This window comes from Paeniglutamicibacter antarcticus (assembly GCF_039544305.1).
Taxonomy (GTDB): domain Bacteria; phylum Actinomycetota; class Actinomycetes; order Actinomycetales; family Micrococcaceae; genus Paeniglutamicibacter; species Paeniglutamicibacter antarcticus_C.
In genome coordinates, this window is sequence record NZ_BAABLK010000006.1 from 1 (window position 1) to 20,591 (window position 20,591).

18 protein-coding genes are annotated in these 20,591 nt (G+C 64.9%); 9 read left to right on the top strand and 9 right to left on the bottom strand.

Annotated features, from left to right (window positions below):
* Nucleotides 1-271 (bottom strand): hypothetical protein (locus ABEA12_RS01485; protein WP_345466000.1); only part of this gene is annotated, 271 nt, incomplete at its 3' end.
* Nucleotides 272-462: 191 nt separating this feature from the next.
* On the opposite strand from ABEA12_RS01485, the gene ABEA12_RS01490 reads away from it, so the two are divergent.
* On the top strand, nt 463-1,368 hold the full coding sequence (locus ABEA12_RS01490; RefSeq protein ID WP_210102107.1) for a 3-methyladenine DNA glycosylase: 906 nt from the start codon (nt 463-465) through the stop codon (nt 1,366-1,368).
* 48 nt (nt 1,369-1,416) lie between these two features.
* Complete coding sequence (locus ABEA12_RS01495; RefSeq protein WP_210102108.1) at nt 1,417-1,878, top strand: subtilase-type protease inhibitor; 462 nt, start codon at nt 1,417-1,419, stop codon at nt 1,876-1,878.
* A 25-nt stretch (nt 1,879-1,903) separates the two neighbouring features.
* On the opposite strand, the gene ABEA12_RS01500 is transcribed toward ABEA12_RS01495, so the two are convergent.
* Together ABEA12_RS01500 and ABEA12_RS01505 are read right to left on the bottom strand one after the other, a co-directional pair.
* Nucleotides 1,904-2,566: a response regulator gene (locus ABEA12_RS01500; protein ID WP_210102683.1), complete on the bottom strand. Its 663-nt coding sequence runs from the start codon at nt 2,564-2,566 to the stop codon at nt 1,904-1,906.
* Entirely contained in the window at nt 2,566-4,269 is a 1,704-nt protein-coding gene (locus ABEA12_RS01505) for a sensor histidine kinase (RefSeq protein WP_210102109.1), read from the bottom strand. Before ABEA12_RS01505 ends, ABEA12_RS01500 begins: the two co-directional genes overlap by 1 nt.
* A 173-nt stretch (nt 4,270-4,442) precedes the next feature.
* Here ABEA12_RS01505 and ABEA12_RS01510 point away from each other — a divergent pair, with 173 nt between their 5' ends.
* Entirely contained in the window at nt 4,443-5,873 is a 1,431-nt protein-coding gene (locus tag ABEA12_RS01510; RefSeq protein WP_210102110.1) for a CitMHS family transporter, read from the top strand.
* A 204-nt stretch (nt 5,874-6,077) separates the two neighbouring features.
* Complete coding sequence (locus ABEA12_RS01515; RefSeq protein ID WP_210102111.1) at nt 6,078-7,649, top strand: Na+/H+ antiporter; 1,572 nt, start codon at nt 6,078-6,080, stop codon at nt 7,647-7,649.
* A 34-nt stretch (nt 7,650-7,683) separates the two neighbouring features.
* On the opposite strand, the gene ABEA12_RS01520 is transcribed toward ABEA12_RS01515, so the two are convergent.
* From ABEA12_RS01520 to ABEA12_RS01540, 5 genes are all read right to left on the bottom strand, one after another.
* Nucleotides 7,684-8,793, bottom strand: coding sequence for an ABC transporter ATP-binding protein (locus tag ABEA12_RS01520; protein WP_210102112.1), 1,110 nt, complete (start codon nt 8,791-8,793; stop codon nt 7,684-7,686).
* Nucleotides 8,783-9,631, bottom strand: a complete 849-nt coding sequence (locus ABEA12_RS01525) for an ABC transporter permease (RefSeq protein WP_345466010.1) — start codon at nt 9,629-9,631, stop codon at nt 8,783-8,785. The genes ABEA12_RS01520 and ABEA12_RS01525 overlap by 11 nt, the downstream gene beginning before the upstream one ends.
* The gene (locus ABEA12_RS01530) at nt 9,619-10,467 is read right to left on the bottom strand and encodes an ABC transporter permease (RefSeq protein WP_210102113.1); all 849 of its coding nucleotides are present in this window, start codon (nt 10,465-10,467) and stop codon (nt 9,619-9,621) included. Before ABEA12_RS01530 ends, ABEA12_RS01525 begins: the two co-directional genes overlap by 13 nt.
* Nucleotides 10,468-10,556: 89 nt before the next feature.
* Nucleotides 10,557-11,681 (bottom strand): ABC transporter substrate-binding protein, encoded by a 1,125-nt coding sequence (locus ABEA12_RS01535; protein WP_210102114.1) that lies wholly within the window; start codon nt 11,679-11,681, stop codon nt 10,557-10,559.
* A gap of 341 nt (nt 11,682-12,022) precedes the next feature.
* The gene (locus ABEA12_RS01540) at nt 12,023-12,949 is read right to left on the bottom strand and encodes an NADP-dependent oxidoreductase (protein WP_210102685.1); all 927 of its coding nucleotides are present in this window, start codon (nt 12,947-12,949) and stop codon (nt 12,023-12,025) included.
* Between the two features lie 214 nt (nt 12,950-13,163).
* Here ABEA12_RS01540 and ald point away from each other — a divergent pair, with 214 nt between their 5' ends.
* Nucleotides 13,164-14,282, top strand: a complete 1,119-nt coding sequence (ald, locus tag ABEA12_RS01545; protein WP_210102115.1) for an alanine dehydrogenase — start codon at nt 13,164-13,166, stop codon at nt 14,280-14,282.
* 21 nt (nt 14,283-14,303) lie between these two features.
* Here ald and ABEA12_RS01550 read toward each other — a convergent pair whose 3' ends face one another.
* Nucleotides 14,304-14,705 (bottom strand): YchJ family protein, encoded by a 402-nt coding sequence (locus ABEA12_RS01550; protein ID WP_210102116.1) that lies wholly within the window; start codon nt 14,703-14,705, stop codon nt 14,304-14,306.
* Between the two features lie 199 nt (nt 14,706-14,904).
* Between ABEA12_RS01550 and purS the strand changes: the two genes are divergently transcribed.
* The 4 genes from purS to ABEA12_RS01570 all read left to right on the top strand — a co-directional run bounded on the left by purS (nt 14,905) and on the right by ABEA12_RS01570 (nt 20,584).
* On the top strand, nt 14,905-15,156 hold the full coding sequence (gene purS / locus ABEA12_RS01555; protein WP_210102117.1) for a phosphoribosylformylglycinamidine synthase subunit PurS: 252 nt from the start codon (nt 14,905-14,907) through the stop codon (nt 15,154-15,156).
* Complete coding sequence (gene purQ, locus ABEA12_RS01560; protein WP_210102118.1) at nt 15,156-15,911, top strand: phosphoribosylformylglycinamidine synthase subunit PurQ; 756 nt, start codon at nt 15,156-15,158, stop codon at nt 15,909-15,911. The genes purS and purQ overlap by 1 nt, the downstream gene beginning before the upstream one ends.
* Before the next feature lie 38 nt (nt 15,912-15,949).
* Nucleotides 15,950-18,235 carry a phosphoribosylformylglycinamidine synthase subunit PurL gene (gene purL / locus ABEA12_RS01565; protein ID WP_210102686.1) on the top strand — a complete coding sequence of 762 codons (2,286 nt, stop codon included), beginning with the start codon at nt 15,950-15,952 and terminating at the stop codon, nt 18,233-18,235.
* A gap of 456 nt (nt 18,236-18,691) precedes the next feature.
* Nucleotides 18,692-20,584 carry an FAD-binding monooxygenase gene (locus tag ABEA12_RS01570; protein WP_210102119.1) on the top strand — a complete coding sequence of 631 codons (1,893 nt, stop codon included), beginning with the start codon at nt 18,692-18,694 and terminating at the stop codon, nt 20,582-20,584.
* The last annotated feature ends 7 nt before the right edge of the window (nt 20,585-20,591 follow it).

A 20,591-nucleotide genomic window follows, 5' to 3' on the forward strand; every position in this document is an offset into this window, starting at 1 on the left:
CGAGCATGGTTGCGGACATGACTTGGGCGCCACTGGCGGCGCCCTTGATTTCCTCGGTCAACGCGATCTTCTCGTGGTGTTCCTTGGCGGTGCCGCTCATGTCCAGGGCGGCGAGTCCGTCGCGGACGAATACGAGGAAGGCGAGGTCTGCCGCGTGGTTGGCCCCGGCCACCGGCCACCGCGGGTCCGGAGGCGGCGTGCCGGCTGCGGATCCGACCTCTTCGTCGGAATCTTCACCTAAGTGGGGTTGATTGATGTGTTCATCGAACATATCTCCATTCTACTCTTCGGCACCGTCGAATTGAAGAGCGGAAATTATGCTTGTTCGTACTGTATGGCCATGTCAGATATTGGTTGTGGTTATCCACATGCCGCCCTAGACACCTTGACAAGGCCTCCCGAGATGGGCATCCACGACCAAGAAAATAAGGCTTTTCCAGCTAGTCCGGCGATAATGGTTGAATGCTTCCCTCCCCGCTCGCTTGGCTGTCCGAAGGTCAGTGGCTCCCTGCGGCCACAGCCCACCAAACGCGGGCAAAGCGCTTTGGCGAGCCGTTCACGCAGCGCAGGATGAAACGGCAGAAGCACCCGATCGAGGATTTCCTCTTTACCTATTACACGCAGAAGCCCGGGCAGCTCTATCGCTGGCATCCGGGCCCCGGAGTGGTGCTGGGCGGGGAAAAGGCCCGCGAACGAGCGGACTGGAAGTTCTACCGCGAGGTCCTGCATCCCGAAACCGGCGAGCGCGGCTACACAGTGGACCTTGGGGCGTTCGCCTCGGCCCGGGCGGAGGCCATCCGCTTTGCCGTGGTCATCCTCTCCAAGACCGCGGCCCGTCCCGGGAATTTCGCCTGTTTCGGACTGCACGAGTGGGCAATGGCCTACAAGTCGGCGGACAACGGCATACGGCACGAGTATCTGCCGTTGCGCCTGGGTCCGGCCGGGACGGACACCGTGGTGGAAGAGCACAAGATCCGCTGCACGCACTTTGACGCTTTTCGGTTCTACACTCCCGAGGCCGTGCCGCTGAACGAGCTGCAGCCAACCCGCGAGACCCAACGGGATCTTGAACAGCCGGGCTGCCTGCATGCCAACATGGATCTGTACAAGTGGGCCTACAAGCTCACTCCGGCGGTGCCCAGCGACTTGGTCATGGACTGCTTCGAGCTGGCATGGGACATTCGCACGATGGACATGCAGGCCTCGCCCTACGACCTGGCGGACTGGGGGCAGGAGCCCATCCGCATCGAGACGCCCGCCGGCAAGGCGGAGTACGTCCGCCTGCAAAAGGACTTTGCCGACCGCGCCCAGGAGTTGCGCGGGCGGTTGCGCGCCGTTGCCCAATCCCTTCCGGTGCCACAGACTTAGAACATCCGGCCGCCACCGTGGCCGGACCACTGCTGGAGGGGCGGCGTCATGCGGGCAAGTACCCATTCGATCATCCCGGCCCTGCTCTTGGGCGCAACCATGGTACTGACCGGGTGCGCCGGCGGTGGATCGATGGAGCCGTCCGCCAGCGCGTCATCGGACGGGGCACCGAGCGCGGACCTGCAGGTATCCATCCTCGCCGATGGCACCAGCGAAAGCGACCACTACTCCTTGCAGTGCAACGGCGCCCAAGCACTGGAGACCAGCGTCCACCCGAACGCCGGGGAAGCCTGCGCACTGGTGGAGAAGGAACCCCAGGTTCTCGCGCAGTCCAAACCCGACCCGACAATCGCCTGCACCTTACAATCCGGGGGACCTGCGGTGGCACGGGTCAGCGGAACATTGCACGGGAAAGCAGTGGAACGCAGTTTCGACTTGGTCAACGGCTGCGCCATCGCCCAGTGGCAGTCCGCTTCGGCGCTGTTGGATATCCAGCCCGGCCTGCAGTAGCCACTGGGCCTTGTGGGTCCGGCGGCTACTTCTGCACCAGATATCGGTGCTCGGGACGCCCCCTACTTCCGTATGCCAGTTCAAGGCGCAGCGATCCCGCCTGCACCAGGTTGGCGAGGTATCGCTGGGCGGTGGCCCGGGAGATACCCACCGCGGTGACCACCTGCATGACGGTGGCAGGCTCGCCGGCCGCCGCGACAGCCGCCAGCACGGCTTGCTCGGTGGGGGTTGGGGCCGCCACTGCCTCTTCACCGGCCAGCAGCGCTCGCTGCGCCCTGTCGATCCCCTGCTGGTCAAGACCCGCCGGGCCCTCCAGCTGCCTGCGGTAGCGGGCGTACCCGCGCAACCGGGAGGCGAGCGCCTTGGGGTCGAAGGGCTTGATGAGGTACCCCAATGCGCCACGCCGAATCGCCGTGCGCACGGCATCGACCTCGGTGGCGGCCGAGACCACGAAGGCATCCACGTCTAGCGTCACCAGCAGGTCGAGCCCGGAGCCCTGCGGCAGGTATACATCAAGCAGCAGCAGGTCGGGCCTACCCTCGGCGACGGCGCGCGGCACCATCCGGGCATCGTGGACCGGGGCAAGCGCGGTAAAGCCGGGGACCTCGTCAACGTAGCCCGCATGCAGGGCCGCGACACGGAAGTCGTCGTCGATGACCAAGACCTTGTAGTCGGTATTCGGGTTCATCATTCGTGCATCCTTTCGGTTGGGCCGTTCTCGATGGTGAGCACGCCGGGCAACCGCGCGGCAAAGACCGCCCCTGCCGCGGGCTCCCCGGAGGACCCGGGAATTCCTCCGGGATCGGCGATCCAAACCTCGCCGCCCCGGGTACGCGCAAGCCGGCGGATCAGCGGCAACCCCACCCCGTGTCCGTGCACGGCCGAACCCGCCGCAGCACCGGTGCTGGCCCCTTCGGCAAAGACATCCATCCAGGCAAGCACCCCGGCCCCGGAATCCGCGACGGCAAGGTGCAGCGTACTGCCCTCGGAAAGCAGGTCAACCTCGACCCAGCGCGGCGCGGCTCCCGCCACGGCGGCATGCAACGCATTGTCGATGAGGTTGCCCAAAACGGCCGTGGCGTCCTGGGCATCATTGAGCCGGCCGTAGAGCGCGCTGGAGGTCCCCACCCGCAGCACCACACCACGCTCCCAGGCCTCGATGCCCTTGGCCCCGAGGAACGCGCCCAGGTAAGGATCCCGGATGGTGGCAAGGTTCTGCACCGCTTCGCGTACCGGCCCGGAATCGATAATTTCCCCGAGGTACGTGGCGGCCTCGGCGCTGTCTCCTTGGCGCAGCAGGCCCGAGATGGTGTGCAACCGGTTGGCGAACTCGTGTCGTTGGGCGCGCAAGGCCCCTGCCATGGTCTGCACCGCATCAAGGCGCGAGCCCAGGGTCTCGATGGTGGTGACATCGCGAAGCAGCACCACCATCCCCAGGTTCGCGCCGTCGCGGATGACCGGGCGCACAGTGGCCACCAGCGCCGCACTCTCGGTTTCCAGCCGAAGCGTGGTCTCGCCACCCCGGGAGATCGCGTCGACCAGCCGCGCAGGAAAGGGCACTTCGGTGTAGGGCAGCCCAATGATGTCCGAGGTCTCGTGGCGGTGCGGCAGCGCAAGCATAATGCGTGCCGCCTGGTTGCGCACGCTCACCCGCCCGTCGGGGCCGATACCGATGACCCCGTCGGCCACCCCGTGGAGCACCGCGTCGCGGTCACGCAGCAATTGTGCCATCTCAGCCGGTTCCAACCCGAGTGTCAGTTTCTTGAGCCGACGGACCAGCCAACGGGTTGAGACTGCACTGAGCCCCAGTGCCGCAAGGCCCAACCCCAACACCCAGGCGCCCGCTGTGCGAAGTAGCACGGCAAGTTCCTCCACGCCGACCCCGACACTGACCTCACCCACCACCGCCGCATCTTCCTTCGGGTCGAACACCGGAACCTTGGCGCGCACCGATTCGCCCAAAGTGCCGTGAGCGCGGGAAACCGATTCATTTCCCGAGAGAGCCACCGGGTCGGTGGAGACCCTTTGGCCCAGCAGTCCGGGGGTCGGGTGCGCCAGGCGGATCCCGCGGTCCTCAGTGATCACCACGAAGAACGCCCCGGTGCGAACCCGTACCGCCTCGGCCGCCCGCTGCACGTAGCCGTGGCGCAGTCCCGGGGCGTCGAGGACCTCCTGATCGGCGTATGCGCCGACCTTCGCCTTGATTTCCGGGTCGGCAGCCAGCGTACGGGCAATGGACAGCGCACGCTCCTGCGCCTGTTCGTTGACCCGCTCAACGGTCACCCACATGCCACCGCCGGCCGCCACCAGAATCATCAGCCCCACCACCAGGAACTGCAGGGTCATGATGCGGGCGGCGAAGCCCCGCCCGGCCTTTGGTGCGTGGGACATGGATCAAGTGTAGGAGACGCCGTGGGCTTTATGGGCACAAAGGGATTTAGCGGAAGAACGACGCTTTGTGGGCACAACCACATGCCCGTGACGCACACCACGTAGCGTGGTTTTTTGCGGCGCACCGGCTGGTTCGTGCACCCCCACCCCCCCCCGTTGAGAAGGAGACCCCCATGCTTGTAGTACTCGGGTTCCTGATGGTTGCCACCTTCATGGCGCTCATCATGACCAAACGCATGACCCCGTTGCTGGCATTGATCATCGTCCCGACGGTGTTCGGCCTCTTCGCCGGCGCCGGTCTGGGCCTGGGCGACATGGTGATGGACGCCGTGAAGTCGATGTCTGGGACCGCCGCCCTGCTGATGTTCGCCATCATGTACTTCGGCATCATGATCGACGTGGGGCTCTTCGACAAGTTGGTCGACGGCATCCTGCGCCTGGTCGGCAACGACCCGGCCAAGGTCGTGATGGGCACCGCCGTGCTGACCGGGCTGATTTCCCTAGACGGCGACGGCTCGACGACCTTCATCGTGGTCACCGCCGCACTGCTGCCGATCTACCAGCGCCTGGGCATGAGCCCGGTGGTGCTCACCTGCGTTGCCGGCCTGACCAATGGCACCCTGAACATCGTGCCGTGGGGCGGCCCGACGGCACGCGCCGCAGCGGCGCTGCACGTGGATGCCTCCGCCGTGTTCGTCCCGATGATCCCCTCGCTCATCGCGGGCCTCATCGTCGTCTTCGCCTTCGCCTGGGCCATGGGGGTCTCCGAGCGCAAGCGACTGCAGCGCGAGGATCCCCTTCGTTGGGGCCCGGGATCGAAGATGGCACCGGGCGCCGAACGCGCCGGCGGCTCCAACACAGGTGGCACCAAGAAACCTGTAGGTGGCCGCGGCGTCGCATTGCTGGAAAAGGTCGCGGTGCGCGGGGACGGGACCGAGGCGGCCACCATGAACGGCACCGTACTGGATCCCAACCGCGAGACCCTGCGCCCCAAGTTGTTCATCTTCAACCTCTCGATGACCGTTGCCATCATGGTGCTGCTGATCGTTGATGTGCTACCGCTGTCTTACCTGTTCATGGTCGGCACCGCTGTGGCCCTGCTGGTGAACTTTCCGCGCATCTCGGACCAGGCGAAGATGATCTCCTCCCACGCCTCCTCGGTGATCGCGGTGGTCTCGATGGTTCTGGCCGCTGCGGTCCTCACCGGCGTGCTCTCGGGCACCGGCATGGTCGATGCGATGAGCGCCTGGCTTGTCGATGTCATCCCCGCATCCATGGGCCCGATGCTAGCGATCCTCACTGGCATCATCTCCATCCCCGCCACGTTCCTGATGAGCAACGACGCCTTCTACTTCGGCATCCTGCCGGTACTCACCGAGGCCGGTGCGCACTACGGGATCGATGCCGTGGACATGGCGCGCGCCTCGATCACCGGCCAGCCGGTGCACATGCAATCCCCGTTGGTTCCCGCGATCCTGCTGCTGGTCTCGATGGCCAAGGTTGATCTGGGCGAACACCACAAGAAGGTGCTCTGGCGTGCCCTCATTGTCGCCCTGGTGATGCTCGGGGTTGGCGTACTCACCGGCGCCATCGGGATCGGATAGGTACCTGCACGGCCACCGCCTAGTTGGCCCCCCCCAGCGGCAGGCACCTGGCCTCTGGGCATGCCGTGCGCAAAGCCCAAAACACCGGGCTGCATGACACTGGTGTCGTCTTAGGCGGCGAGCCAGACTGAACGCAGCTCCGCCCCCGTGCCGTCCGTGGCCACGCGAGTGTGGAAAAATGGCATTCTCTGGAAGGAATGCACCATGGAATTCTTGTTGCTGCTGATTGGCCTGCTCTTCGCCACGGTGCTGGTTGTCGGGCTGGGCGAGAAGATCAGGCTGCCCTACCCGATCCTGATGCTGGTGTTCTCCGCCGGGGCCGCGTTCCTGCCATTCGTTCCCGAGATCCACATCAACCCGGAGCTGATTCTCCCGCTCTTCCTTCCTCCACTGCTCTATGCCGCGGCACAACGCAGCTCCTGGTCGATCTTCCGCCTGCGCTGGCGCTCATTGGTGCTCTTGGCGGTGTTGCTGGTGGTGGTCACGACCGCTGCCGTCGCCGGAGTCGCCTGGCTGATGGTCCCGACGATGGCGTTGCCGCTGGCCATTGCCTTGGGGGCGATCGTTGCCCCGCCTGATCCCGTCGCGGTGGAGGCCATTGCCGGCAAGGTCAAACTGAGACGCCGGCTTCTCACGGTCCTGCAGACCGAAGGCCTGTTCAACGATGCAATGGCCATCGTAATCTTCCAAGCGGCCGTCGCCGCCTCATTCAACGGAAGCGACGTCGGCTTCGACGTGGTGCCCCGCTTCCTCATCGGTGCGCTCGGTGCCAGCCTGCTCGGCCTGGCCATGGCCTGGCTGGTGGGCACCCTGAACCGATTCGTTCCGGACTTGGTGGCGCGCTCGGCAACCACCTTGGTGGCGCCCTACGCGGTGTACCTGCTGGCCGATGAACTGCACCTTTCCGGCGTGGTGGCCGTCGTGGTCACCGCGCTTGAGCTGGGCCGCCGGGCCCGCCCGCAGGACTCCGCCGAACGCCTGACCCGCACCGCTTTCTGGGACGTGGTGGAGCTGCTGACCACGGGAGTCGCTTTTGGTCTGGTCGGCATAGAGATGCGCTACGTCATCGAAAGTGAGGGCCGCGAGCTGTTCGCCTTCATCCCGGGCATCGCCGCCATCTGCGCCACCGTGGTGCTGGTGCGCTTCATCTGGATGATGGCCATCTACAAGCTTGGCGGCGCCGAGTCCCAGTCCAAGGCCCCCGGATCGCTTAAGGAGGTGCTGGTGCTCTCCTGGTGCGGGATGCGCGGGCTGGCCACCCTCGCCCTGGCTTTGGCCCTGCCTTCCACCACTGCCGACGGACAACCCCTGGAAGGGCGGAACTTCGTGATCGCCGCCGCCTGCACCGTGCTGGTGGTGACCTTGGTGCTGCCCGGACTGACGCTGCCGACGCTGGTGCGCTTGCTGAAACTGCCCAACGACGATGTCAGCGAGGAAAAGGCCCAGCGCGCGCTGGCCCTCCGGGCGGAGCAAGTCGCCATCGAAACCATGAAAAACTCCGCCGCAGCGGCCAAGCTGCCGCCGGAACGCCGCCTCTCGCTGGCCAAGCGAATGTCCGCGCTGCACACCATCTTGGAGTCCGACCTTGAACAGGACCCCGGGGAGATGCGGAGACTGCGGCGGCTGCTGGCACTGATGGACGACGTCCAGCGAGAGGCCTTGGACGCCGCCCGCGCGGAGATACTCAAGGCACGCAACGAGCCGGGAAACGACCCCGAACTGGTGGACCGCGTGCTGCGCCGGCTGGATTTGCGCACTGTCACCCTGGATCGCTGACTTATTCCTCCCGGGAAAACAGTTCCGGGTGGCTTCAGTGGCTGGTGCCCTCCAGCGCGACAGGGACCGGGTCAAACACCAACCGCACGCATTGCCCCGGCGCATAGGCTCCGTGGGCTTCGTGCTGGACGGCAACGGATACGGGGCCGTCGTGGTCCTGGACCAGGACCACCGTGCGGCGCATCGAACCCAGGAAGCCCGAGGAGACCACTGTGCCCTCCAACCCGCCTTCCCCGGGGTCCGAGGCCGGAAGAATCCTGATGTGTTCGGGCCGCACGTAAGCGATGGCCTGCTGCCCGGGCACTGCGCCGTGCTCCGAGGCCACCGGAAGCCGCTGGCCGTGGATCGTAAAAAAGCCCTCCTCGAACAGTCCGTTCAGGCGGTTGGAAATCCCCACGAAATCGGCAACGAACGGGGTTGCCGGGCGGTGATAGAGCCCTTCGGGGGTGTCGAACTGTTCAATGCGCCCGGCGTTCATCACCGCTACCCGGTCGGAGATGGCAAGGGCCTCTTCCTGGTCATGGGTCACGAACACCGTGGTGATCCCCAAATCGGTGACAATCGCACGGATCTGTTCGCGCAAGCGGATACGGACCTTGGCATCCAGTGCGGACAGCGGCTCATCGAGCAGCAGGGCCCTGGGTCTGGTGACCAGAGCCCGGGCCAGGGCAACGCGTTGCTGCTGGCCACCGGAGAGCTGGTGCGCATAGCGATCCTCATAGCCACCCAAGTCAACGGACTCCAGCGCTTCGGCCACCCGCATCACGCGTTGCGCACGCGGTATCTTGCGCATGCTCAGCCCAAACTCGACGTTCTTGGCCACCGTCATGTGCGGGAAGAGCGAATAGGCCTGAAAAACCATGCCAATGTCGCGTCGATTCACGGGAACCCCCGAGACGTCCTTTCCGTCGATCAGCACCTGGCCGGATGTGACCTCTTCAAGCCCGGCCAAGCAACGAAGCGCGGTGGTCTTTCCGCAGCCGGAGGGCCCCAGCAGGCACACCAGCTCCCCGGGGGCGAGTTCCAGGTCGATCCCGTGCAGGACCCTGCTGGTCCCATAGTCCTTGCTCACGGACCGCAACGCGATTCCGGTGCCGTCGAGGGCGCCAACCTTGGTGCCTGCGGTGGCTGGATTATGTGGCATTTTGGTCTTTCTTTCGCGTCAGGGTGCGCCGCCTGGTGGATCGGCTGCGGGTATTACCCATGCCGGACACCAGCGCCAGCAGAACGAACATGATCAGCAGGGACAACAGCGACACCAACACGGCGATGTATGGATCGGTTTGCGAGATCTGCAGCAACCCGGTCTGGAAGGTGTCGCGGCTCAGCAGCGAGGAGACAGTAAATTCGCCCATGACGATGGCCACTGTCAACAGTGAGGCCGAGAGCAATCCGCGGCGCAACCCGGGGATCAGGATCTTGCCGAACACCGCCGGCCATCCGGCCCCCAGGGTCCGTGCCGCCTCGCTGAGCACCCGGGCATCCATGCCCTGCAGGTCGGCAGCGATGGCCCGGTAGGCAAAGGGCAACACCAGCACGCCGTAGGCCAGGAACAACGTCCACTCCCCTGAGCCCAGTGTTCGCCCCAGTATCCGGTAGACCGGTGCGAATCCGACGACCAAGGCAATGGCAGGGATCGCGATGGGCAACACCGTTAACAGGTCCAGCAGTCGCTGCAACTTCGGGAAGCGCAGGTGCACCCAGATGACCGTGGGGGCGAACACCCCCAGCACCAGGCCAAGCGAGAGCGCGGAGAGCACCAGGGAGTTGCCCAGCCCCCGCGTCAGGGCCCGGTACTGCCGGCTCTCCTGCAATGACCCCAGCCCGATCCAGTGCTCGAGGCCATAACCTCCGGTGGTGCTGCGCAACGTGAACTCGGCCATCGCCGCAAGGGGCAACAGGAAGAGCACCGAGATGACCAGCAGGATCGTGCGGCGGACGGCCGGGCGCGGTGGCGTTGAAACCCTGTTCACTGCTGCCACCGCGCTGCCCTGCGCATCAACAAGCTGTACAAGGACATGACCACTGCCATGACGACGATCATGCCCAGGGCAAGCACCCCTGCGGTGTTGGCCACCGATGCGCCCGTTTCACCGATTAGCGCTGCACGGATCTGCAGCGGAACGATCTGTGCGCCTTGGCTGATCAGTGCCGCGGCCGTGGCGTAGGAGGAGAAGGAATTGGCAAAGAGGAGTAGGAGAGCTCCGAGAAAAGATGGTGCCAGCACCGGAAAACCGACATACCGCCAGTACTGCCATCGTGTGGCACCCAGGGTGGCGCTGGATTCGGCCCACTGCGGGCGCAGGCGTTCGATCGCCGGCAAGAAAGTGATGACCATCAAGGGAATCTGGAAATACAGGTAGGGAAGAACCAGCCCGGGCAGTTCATAGAGCCAGACGCCCTCGGCGTAGATATCCACTCCCCAGGTGTCGCGCAGCCATACACGCAGGATGCTTTGCGCACCCATGGTTGCAATGAAGGCGAAGGCCAGCATCACGCCGCCGAATTGGGCAAGCACCGATGCGGCCGCGTCCATTGAACGACGGATTGGTCCGTCTCCCCGAACCCCGGTCAACGCCCAGCACACCAAGGCGCCGACCACCGCACCAATGACGGCGGTAACCATGCTGATGAGTGTGGAGGAACCGAAGGTGCGCCAAACGACCGGGTTTTCGTAGACGGAAAAATTTCCCCAGGTGAACCCTCCGGCGGCGTCGACAAAGCCACTGCCGACGGCCAAAAGAGTGGGAACCACCAGAAAGGCGAAGATATAGACGGTGAAGGGGAGAAGTCCCAGCCACGAAAGCTTGCGCTTCAAAAAGGCAGCGCTCCTTGGAATACTCGTCGGGCTCCTACGGGGCAGCCCCTAGGGCCCGCCCCGCAGGAAGGATTTTCAATCAGCGGACCCTACTGGGTCAGTTCCGCCCAACGCTCACCGAGCAGCTTGTTTGCTGCTTCTGTCTCCGTTTCATTCGGCGAAACCCAATCCTCCGAGGTGGTTCCGAAGGTCGTTTTCTGCAGCAGAGCTTCGTCGACGGAACCGGATTCCTTCAACGCGTCCACGCGAACCGGAACCGAGTTGCCTTCCATGAACAGCTTCTGTGCGTCGTCGGAGAAGATCCATTCCTGCCACAAACGTGCCGCGGCCGGGTGCGGCGCGTCTGCATTGACTGCCTCGTTGTAGAAGGACACGTATGCGGCGCCCGGCAAGATGGTTGTCTTGAACTTCGGGTTTCCGGTGGCGGCGGCTTCGTTGTTGAACGACCAGTCGAAGACCACCGGGGTTTCACCCGAGGCGATGGTTGCCGGCGTTGGATCGACCGTCAGGAAGTTTCCGGCGGCCTTCAGCTTGCCCATCCAGTCGATCCCCGGGGCGAAGTCGGCAACGCTTCCGCCGGCCAATGTCGAGATGGTGCCCATGGCAGCAAAGGCTGCTCCGGCCTGTGTCGGGTCCCCGTTCAATGCCACGGCGCCCTTGTAGTCAGCTCCGAGCAACCCATCAAGGTCCTTGGGCTCGGGAACCTTGGATGAGTCGTATCCCACCGACATGATCCCGGTGTAGTTGTTGACCCAGAGTCCGTCCGGGTGCTTGTTCCCCTCGGGAATCGAATCCCAGGTGGCCACCTTGTACGGGGCAAACTTGTCGGTGTTGGCCAGCGCTACGGCTGCCCCGAGGTCAAAGACATCCGGCGCGGTGCTCTGCCCCTTCTGGTTCACTGCAGCCTGGATCTCCTCGGCCGAGGAGGCATTGGGATTGGCGGAGTTCACGTCGATATCGTATTTGTCCTCGAACCCGGTGATGACTGCACCGTAGTTGGCCCAGTCATCCGGCAGCGCAATGACGTTCAATCCGCCTTCTTTTTGCGCTGCCGCGACCAGTTCCTCCATGCTGCCGAAGTCCATGGCGCTGGTGGCTGTCGCGGCGTCAACGCCGCCGGCCGTCTCCTTGGCCCCGGACCCCGACCCACAGGCGGCGAGTGTGGTTGATAATGCCAGCACGACTGACGCGGCCAGCAAAGAACGACGCTTCATTTAAGAGGTTCCTTCCCCAAAAGTCTACAAACCATTGGAGGGCGGAACTGAGGCATGTACCTTCAGCATCCGCCAAGCGGATGACCCTCTGACCACACCCTACTGGCACTTAGCGACTAGTGGGAGCCTTAAAGATGAACATTTTGTTAAATGATCGAATACCGGAAATTGTCCGCGTGCGGGCAGGGGACCGACAAGTCTTCCCAGGGCACCACGGAAAACCACCGCGGGGCAGCCAAAAGTGCGCTCCCGGCCACGCAAGCTTCTCGGGGCCGGGAGCGCACGGTGGGCTGGCCTCGGTCAGCTCCGGCGATGTTCAGGCAGGGGATGGCGGCCCCTGCTTAGTCGGTGAAGGAGGTCAATACGATCTTGCCTCCGGCATGGCCGGCCATGGAGTCGGTGACGGCAGCGGCAGCTTCCTGCATCGGACGGGTGGAAACCACCTTGACGGACAACGTGCCCTCCTTGACCATGACGTCCAGTCGTTCAAGGACCTTCGCGTCCGGACGCACCCAGATGTATTGCCCTCCGGCCTCGGCCACCGAACCGTCGGCGATCGAGGCATGCTTGCCGTTCTTCTTGAGCACCGCGAGGGTGTCCTCAAGCGCTTCGCCGTGGAAGTCCGCCACCGCGTCGACACCATCGGGCGCCAACACGCGGACACGCTCGATAAGACCCTCACCGTAAACCAGCGGTTCGGCACCCAGCGAGGATAGGAATTCGTGGTTCGTTTCCGACGCGGTGGCCAAAACCCGGACACCTGCAGCCCGGGCGATCTGGATGGCCGCCTGTCCCACGCCGCCGGAGCCGTTGTGGATTAACAGCACCTGGCCGGCGGAGATATCCAGCGCGTCCAGGGTGCGTAACGCGGTCATGCCGGTCAGTGGAAGACCGGCAGCTTCTTCCCACGTCAGTTCTTCCGGCTTGTGGGCCACCATGCTTGCCGGCAAGGAGATGTATTCGGCCCAGGACCCGATACCCACGGTGTCCCGCCGGCCATAGGCATGGACCTCGTCTCCGATGCGAAATTCCGGGGTGTCGAAGCCTACGGCCTCGACGATACCGGCGACGTCCCAGCCCGGAACGGCGGGAAAGTCCACGTCCATGACCGGATCGAGGTATCCGGCCATGATCTTGTAGTCCACCGGGTTGACCGCGGCGGCCTTGATCCCGATGCGCACCATGCCCGGACCCACCTTGGGCACCGGAAGCTCGTGGAGTTCAAGGACCTCCACGCCTCCGTAGCTCGCATAGGCCATGGCCTTCATCGTGCGTTCAGTCATTGTGTTGCCCACCTTCGTTTCTCTGCTTGGGGTTTGCCATGGACAACAGCGGGTCCGCCGGAATTATTCACGTAGGCCGAAAAGCGCGGACCAGCGACGCATTGGCCGAGTTCCATGCCGGTTGCCGCACCCAGGGCCTAGACTCGTTTCAACCGTCCGCCAAGGGTGCGGATGCCCAACGACCAGGGAGCCAGTTCCGATGATCATTGCCGTGCCCACTGAAACCAAGAACAACGAACGGCGCGTTGCCATCACCCCGGCGGGGGTTTCGGAATTCGTGGCCCACGGGCACCAAGTCATCATCCAGGCGGGCGCCGGAATCGGTTCCGGCATCGAGGACGCGCAGTACATCGAGGCCGGGGCAAGCATTGCCGAGGGCGCGGATGCCATTTGGTCCGCCGGGGAGATGGTCCTCAAGGTCAAGGAACCGATCGGTGATGAATACGGGCGCATGCGCGGGGACCAGATCCTGTTCGCCTACCTGCACCTGGCCGCGGCACCTGACTGCGCGGATGCGATCCTGGCCGCCGGCACCACCGCCATCGCCTACGAGACGGTGCGTCGCGGTGCCACCTTGCCGCTGCTGGCGCCGATGAGCGAGGTTGCCGGACGGCTGGCCGCGCAGATCGGCGCCTACACGCTGCAAGAGCCCATGGGCGGATCGGGCATCCTGATGGGCGGTGTCCCGGGAACCCGTCCGGCAAAGGTCGTTGTCATCGGTGGCGGGGTCGCCGGCGAGAATGCGGCAGCTGCCTCGGCCGGCATGGGCGCGGATGTAACAATCATCGACGTGAACCTGGCCCGGCTCAAGGAAATCGACACCGCCTATCACGGCCAGATCAAGACGATCGCCTCCTCCAAGCACGCGATCGGGCTGGAGGTTGCCGCCGCGGACCTGGTCATCGGCTCGGTGCTGATCCCCGGATCCACCGCCCCGAAGCTGGTGACCCTTCAGATGGTGGAAAAGATGGCACCGGGCTCGGTGCTCGTGGACATCGCCATCGACCAAGGCGGCTGCTTCGAGGGATCGCACGCCACCACCCATGAGAATCCGACCTTCAAGGTGCACGACGCCCTGTACTACTGCGTCACCAACATGCCCGGCGCCGTCCCGCAGACCTCGACCGCCGCACTGACCAACGCGACGCTTCCCTACGCGCTGCGCATCGCCAACCAGGGCTGGAAACAAGCAATGCGAGAAGACGAGGGGCTCGCCAACGGATTGATGGCACACTGCGGATCGGTGGCGTTCGCGCCGGTAGCCGCGGCGCTGGGACGCGAGCACGTTTCCGTCGACTCCATGCTTGCCGATTCCTAGGAAACAGGCCGCCGCGCCCGCCTAGTCGGTCGAATCGAGGTAGTACCAGCGGCCATCGGTGCGCTGGAAGCGGCTGACCTCGTGTTGGGTCTCGGAGTGGCCCAGCAGCCTGTAGCGTGCCTCGAACTCGACGATCCCGGTCATGTCGAAGGGTCCGCCGGCTACGGTGCGGATGATCTCCAGGTTGCGCCACACCACCGCATCGTCAAGCGCCAGCTCCACGGGGCGGGTCTGCGGGTGCCAGCTAGCCAGCAGGTAGTCGGGCAGGTGCATCGCAAAGGCGCTGAAGCGCGATCGCATTAGCGCCTCGGCGGTGCCGGGCCATGGCCCTGCATCCGGGGCCTTGAACCCCCGGTGATATCTGCCACAGCAGGATTCGTAGGATACCCCCGAATTGCACGGGCATCGCGTCTCTTTTTCCATTGAACAAGCTTAAGGGCAGTGGATCGCGCGAAATACCGTCCCTTGTGTGACCACCCGCGGTCCGGAAACCTGGCACGAAATCAGCGGAACGGCATCAGGCCGCTAGACTGGAGGCGCAAGCTCGCGGAGCGCCCCCACCCTGGCGTGAGACGGCACCTCCGCAGGCGATTAACCACCCCTCGCGCACAGGAGAACCCGGATGCCCCGGATCGTTGTTGATGTTATGCCCAAGCCTGAAATCCTTGACCCGCAGGGCAAGGCAATCGTTGGCGCACTTCCCCGTCTTGGCTTCACCGCCTTCAGCCAGGTCCGTCAGGGCAAGCGCTTTGAACTGAGCGTCGAGGGCGAGGTCACCGAGGAGGTCTTGGCCCAGGCGCGCACCGCCGCAGAGACGCTGCTCTCCAACCCGGTCATCGAAGACGTTGTCAACGTTCAGGTTGTCGCAGACTAATGAGCGCAACCGAACTTCCCTTGATCGGCGACTACTCAACGCCCGACACACCGCTGTCCGGCGCCCGCATCGGCGTCGTGACCTTCCCTGGCACCCTTGACGACCGCGACGCAGCCCGCGCCATCCGTGTTGCCGGCGCCGAGGCAGTGTCCCTGTGGCACGCCGACCACGACTTGGGCGGCGTCGACGCCGTCGTCATCCCCGGTGGCTTCTCCTACGGGGACTATCTGCGCGCCGGCGCCATCGCCCGCTTCGCCCCGATGATGTCCAACATCATCGACGCGGCAAGCTCGAGCGCCAAGCTGCCCGTGCTGGGCATCTGCAACGGTTTCCAGATCCTCACCGAGTCGCACCTTTTGCCCGGCTCCATGGTGAAGAACGACCACCTGAAGTTCCTCTGCCGCGACCAGGTGTTGCGCGTGGAAAACAACGCAACGGCCTGGACCAACAAGTACGGCTTGGGTGAGGAAATCACCATCGTGCTAAAGAACCAGGACGGCCAGTACGTGGCCGACGAAAAGACCCTCCACGCCCTTGAGGCCGAGGGCCGCGTGGCGTTTAGCTACGTTGGCTGGAACCCGAACGGTTCCCGGCGAAACATCGCAGGCATCACCAATGCCGCGGGCAACGTGGTGGGCTTGATGCCGCACCCGGAGCACGCAGTGGAGGCCGGCTACGGCCCCGACCACACCGGAACCGACGGACTGGGGTTCTTCACCTCCGTTTTGACCCATCTTGTTGGAGGCCAGAAGTGAGCGCCGCAGAACAGAGTACAGAAGTGAAGAAGTTCAACATGGACACGGTGGCCATCGCCGCCGCCACCCCGGACACCGAACTTCCCTGGGCCGAGCTGGGCCTGAAAGCCAATGAGTTTGACGAGGTCGTCAAGGTCCTGGGCCGCCGGCCCACAGCGGCCGAGCTGGCCATGTACTCGGTCATGTGGTCCGAGCACTGCTCCTACAAGTCCTCCAAGAACCTTCTGAGCCAGTTCGGCAAGAAGGTCACTCAGGAGATGAAGAAGGACATGCTCGTGGGCATCGGCGAAAACGCCGGTGTGACCAACCTGGGCGACGGCTGGGCCGTGACCTTCAAGATCGAATCGCACAACTCCCCCACCATGATCGAGCCCTACCAGGGCGCGGCCACCGGCATCGGCGGCATCGTGCGCGACATCATCTCCATGGGCGCACGCCCGGTGGCCGTGATGGATCCGCTGCGCTTCGGCGCCATCGACCACCCGGACACCGCACGGGTGATCCATGGCGCGGTCGCCGGCATCGGCGGCTACGGCAACTCGCTGGGCCTGCCGAACATCGGCGGCGAGGTGGTCTTCGACTCCGTCTACCAGGGCAACCCGTTGGTGAACGCACTGGCCGTTGGCGTCATGCGCCACGAGGACATCCGCCTGGCCAACGCGTCGGGCAAGGGCAACAAGGTGGTGCTCTTTGGCGCGCGCACCGGCGGTGACGGCATCGGTGGTGCCTCGATCCTTTCTTCCGAGTCCTTCGATGACACCAAGCCCTCCAAGCGCCCCGCGGTCCAGGTCGGGGACCCGTTCGCCGAGAAGATCCTCATCGAGTGCTGCCTGGAACTGTTCAAGGGATCCCTCGTCGAGGGCATCCAGGACCTGGGCGCCGCGGGTATCTCCTGCGCCACGTCCGAGCTGGCCTCGAACGGCGACGGCGGCATGGAGGTCGAGCTGACGAGTGTGCTGCTGCGCGATCCCTCGTTGACCCCGGGAGAGATCCTGATGTCCGAGTCGCAGGAACGCATGATGGCCGTTGTCTCACCGGCGAACATCGAGGCCTTCGAGGCGGTCATGGACAAGTGGGCCGTGGAGTACTCCTGGCTCGGCGAGGTCACCGACACCGGTCGCCTGATCATCAAGTGGGACGGCGAGGTCATCGTCGATGTCGACCCGCGCACCGTGGCTCACGACGGACCTCTCTACGACCGTCCGTACGCCCGTCCCGAATGGCAGGATGCCCTGCAGGCCGACACCTTCAAGGCCTCGGAGGCCGGGGCGGACCTGCCGTCCACCGGCGATGAGCTGAAGGCCGCGCTGATCGAGCTCATGGCGAGCCCGAACATGTGCGACAAGTCGTGGGTCACCAACCAGTTCGACCGCTACGTCGGCGGCAACACCGCGCTGGCATCCCCCGATGACGCCGGAGTGATCCGCGTCGATGAGGAAACCGGCATGGGTGTGGCCTTGGCCACCGACGCCAACGGCCGCTACACCTTCCTGGATCCGTACCACGGCGCGCAGCTGGCCCTCTCGGAGTCCTACAGGAACGTGGCGACCTCCGGCGCCGTGCCGCTGGCGGTCTCTGACTGCCTGAACTTCGGCTCCCCCGAGGACCCCGATGTCATGTGGCAACTCGCGGAGGCCATTCGCGGCCTGTCCGATGCCTGCATGGTGCTCGGGGTCCCGGTCACCGGCGGCAACGTCTCGCTGTACAACCAGACCGGGTCCACCGCGATCCACCCGACCCCGGTCGTGGCCATGCTGGGCAAGTTCGACGATGTCGCCCGCCGCACACCCTCGGGGTGGCGCGCGGACGCCGACGGGCAGGCCATCTACCTGCTGGGCACCACGCATGACGAGCTCGACGGTTCGGAATTCGCGAACATCCGTGGACACCTCGGCGGCTTGCCTCCGAAGGTGGACCTGGCGGCGGAGAAGACCTTGGGTGCGATCCTGGTCAACGCTTCGCGAGACGGCATGATCGATTCGGCACACGACCTTTCCGAGGGTGGCCTGGGCGCCGCACTGGGCGAGATGGCGCTGCGCTACGGCGTCGGTGCCCGCGTGGCCCTGGACGATCTGTGCGAGCGAGACGGTATCGATGCCTTCACCGCGCTGTTCTCCGAATCGCAGGCACGCGCCATCGTTGCGGTCCCGCGTTCCGAAGAGGTGCGCTTCAACGACATGGCCACCGCACGGGCCTTCCCGGTGGTTCGCCTCGGGGTGGTTGATGCGCAGGCCACCTCGCTGGAGGTCCAGGGCCAGTTCGATCTGGACCTGGCGGAGCTGCGCGAGGCCCACGAGGCCACGCTGCCAAAGTACTTCGGCTAGCCATACCAAGCCCAAGGCGGGGCGTCGGGGGTTTTTCCCCGGTGCCCCGCCCCTCGTTTAACCCCGTAAGGGGGCGAGCAGCCCGGATTCACGGCGCTTTTCCTGGCCCGGGAAAACTGATACCTGCAGGTGCGGACGCGCCGTGGGGTCCGCGAGCCGCGCCCTGCCCCGGAGCACACGCCATCCCCCCGAGACCCACGCAAAGCATCAGTTCATACCGGGTATTGGTGGCCCGAGCGCGGGCTGAGACAGAGAAAACCGCAGGGTCTTCCCTCCGCAGCACCCTCGGATCCCCACGCCCCTTGGCCTATGATGCGTGACATCAACACTTGTGAGCCACGCCGCTTTGCCGTAGAGTTCCTCACTACAAGCCATGTTCGACTATAGAACTTGTCGTTCTAATATAGAACACACGATATCGGCAGCAGCCATCGCCCCACGAAAAGAGGAAAGCCCGTGCAGTTCCACCACCACGGTTACGTATCCGGTGACCCGCGTATCAAGCCAGCTGCCGGTGTCGGCATCGATCGCCCGGAGGAACTCCCCGAGACGGTCGACGTGCTCATCGTGGGCTCCGGTCCCGCCGGCATGCTCACCGCCGCACAGCTCTCGCAGTTCCCCGGCATCACCACCCGCGTCGTGGAACGCCGCGGCGGCCGACTGGAGATCGGCCAGGCCGACGGCATCCAGGCACGCAGCGTAGAGACCTTCCAGGCCTTCGGATTCGCCGAGCGCATCACCCAGGAGGCCTACCAGATCACCGAAATGGCTTTCTGGCGCCCGGACACCGAGAACCCGAAGGACATCATCCGCGGCGGCCGCGCCGTCGACGACGAGCATGGCATCAGCGAGTTCCCGCACCTGATCGTGAACCAGGCACGCGTCCTTGACTACTTCGCCGAGGTCGCCGAGCACTCTCCCACACGCCTGACCCCCGACTACGGCTGGGACTTCCAGGGCCTCGAGGTCACCGATCAGGGCGAGCACCCGGTCAAGGTCACCTTGGTGCGCAGCGCCGGTGCCGACGAGGGTGCCACACGCATCGTGCACGCCAAGTACGTTGTGGGTTGCGACGGCGCCCGCAGCCCGGTCCGCGCCTCCATAGGCGCCAAGATGGCCGGCGACAAGGCCAACCACGCCTGGGGCGTCATGGACGTGCTGGCCTCCACCGACTTCCCCGACATCCGCCTTAAGTGCGCCATCCAGTCCCACGACGGAGGCTCCATCCTGCTGATCCCGCGCGAGGGCGGTCACCTCTTCCGCATGTACGTCGATCTGGGCGTGGTGCCTCAGGACGACAACGGCGCGGTCCGCAACACCCCCATCGAGCACATCATCTCCCAGGCCAACGCGATCCTGAGCCCGTACACCCTGGACGTGCGCCATGTCGCCTGGAACTCCGTGTACGAGGTCGGCCACCGCCTCACCGACCGCTTTGACGACGTCGAGCTGGCGGACATCGGAACCCAGACCCCGCGCGTGTTCATCACCGGGGACGCCTGCCACACGCACAGTGCCAAGGCCGGCCAAGGCATGAACGTCTCGATGCAGGACGGATTCAACCTGGGTTGGAAGCTGGCACACGTGCTCGAGGGCCGCAGCCCCGAGGCACTACTCTCCACCTACTCTGCGGAGCGCCAGGTCATTGCCAAGAACCTCATCGACTTCGACAAGGAATGGTCGACGTTGATGGCCAAGAAGCCCGAGGAGTTCGAGAACCCGGACGACCTCGAGGAGTTCTACGTTTCCACGGCCGAGTTCCCAGCCGGCTTCATGACCGAATACACCCCTTCCATGGTCACCGGCCAGCCCGTGCACCAGGAACTCGCCACCGGATACCCGGTGGGCAAGCGTTTCAAGTCGGCCATGGCCTCGCGGGTCTGCGACACCAACCCGATGCACTTGGGACACCACGCAACCGCCGATGGCCGCTGGCGCATCTATGTCTTCGCCGACGCTGCGGCCCCTGGCACCGGCTCCAAGGTTGATGACCTGGCCCAGTGGCTCTCCACTTCCGCGGATTCACCGCTGGCGGCAACCCCTGAGGGGCTCGACGAGGACGCCTGGTTCGATGTGAAGGTCATCTACCAGCAGCGCCACGAAGAGCTGGACATCAACGCGGTACCCTCGGTCTTCAAGCCCGAGGTCGGCCCGTTCAAGCTCACCGACTACGAGAAGGTCTACGGCGTTGTACCCGGTGCCGACATCTTCTCCGAGCGCGGGGTTTCCCGCGACGGCGTCGTAGTGGTGGTGCGCCCCGACCAGTATGTCGCCAACGTGCTGCCGCTTGATGCCACCGAGGAACTCGGTGACTTCTTCGCGCGGATCCATGCGGGCGTGCGCGCCTAGCACCACC

Coding starts and splice junctions, on each gene's coding strand:
- ABEA12_RS01490 (WP_210102107.1), top strand. CDS start 463: ATGCTTCCCTCCCCGCTCGCTTGGCTGTCCGAAGGTCAGTGGCTCCCT.
- ABEA12_RS01495 (WP_210102108.1), top strand. CDS start 1,417: ATGCGGGCAAGTACCCATTCGATCATCCCGGCCCTGCTCTTGGGCGCA.
- ABEA12_RS01500 (WP_210102683.1), bottom strand. CDS start 2,566: ATGAACCCGAATACCGACTACAAGGTCTTGGTCATCGACGACGACTTC.
- ABEA12_RS01505 (WP_210102109.1), bottom strand. CDS start 4,269: ATGTCCCACGCACCAAAGGCCGGGCGGGGCTTCGCCGCCCGCATCATG.
- ABEA12_RS01510 (WP_210102110.1), top strand. CDS start 4,443: ATGCTTGTAGTACTCGGGTTCCTGATGGTTGCCACCTTCATGGCGCTC.
- ABEA12_RS01515 (WP_210102111.1), top strand. CDS start 6,078: ATGGAATTCTTGTTGCTGCTGATTGGCCTGCTCTTCGCCACGGTGCTG.
- ABEA12_RS01520 (WP_210102112.1), bottom strand. CDS start 8,793: ATGCCACATAATCCAGCCACCGCAGGCACCAAGGTTGGCGCCCTCGAC.
- ABEA12_RS01535 (WP_210102114.1), bottom strand. CDS start 11,681: ATGAAGCGTCGTTCTTTGCTGGCCGCGTCAGTCGTGCTGGCATTATCA.
- ABEA12_RS01540 (WP_210102685.1), bottom strand. CDS start 12,949: ATGAAGGCCATGGCCTATGCGAGCTACGGAGGCGTGGAGGTCCTTGAA.
- ald (WP_210102115.1), top strand. CDS start 13,164: ATGATCATTGCCGTGCCCACTGAAACCAAGAACAACGAACGGCGCGTT.
- ABEA12_RS01550 (WP_210102116.1), bottom strand. CDS start 14,705: ATGGAAAAAGAGACGCGATGCCCGTGCAATTCGGGGGTATCCTACGAA.
- purS (WP_210102117.1), top strand. CDS start 14,905: ATGCCCCGGATCGTTGTTGATGTTATGCCCAAGCCTGAAATCCTTGAC.
- purQ (WP_210102118.1), top strand. CDS start 15,156: ATGAGCGCAACCGAACTTCCCTTGATCGGCGACTACTCAACGCCCGAC.
- purL (WP_210102686.1), top strand. CDS start 15,950: ATGGACACGGTGGCCATCGCCGCCGCCACCCCGGACACCGAACTTCCC.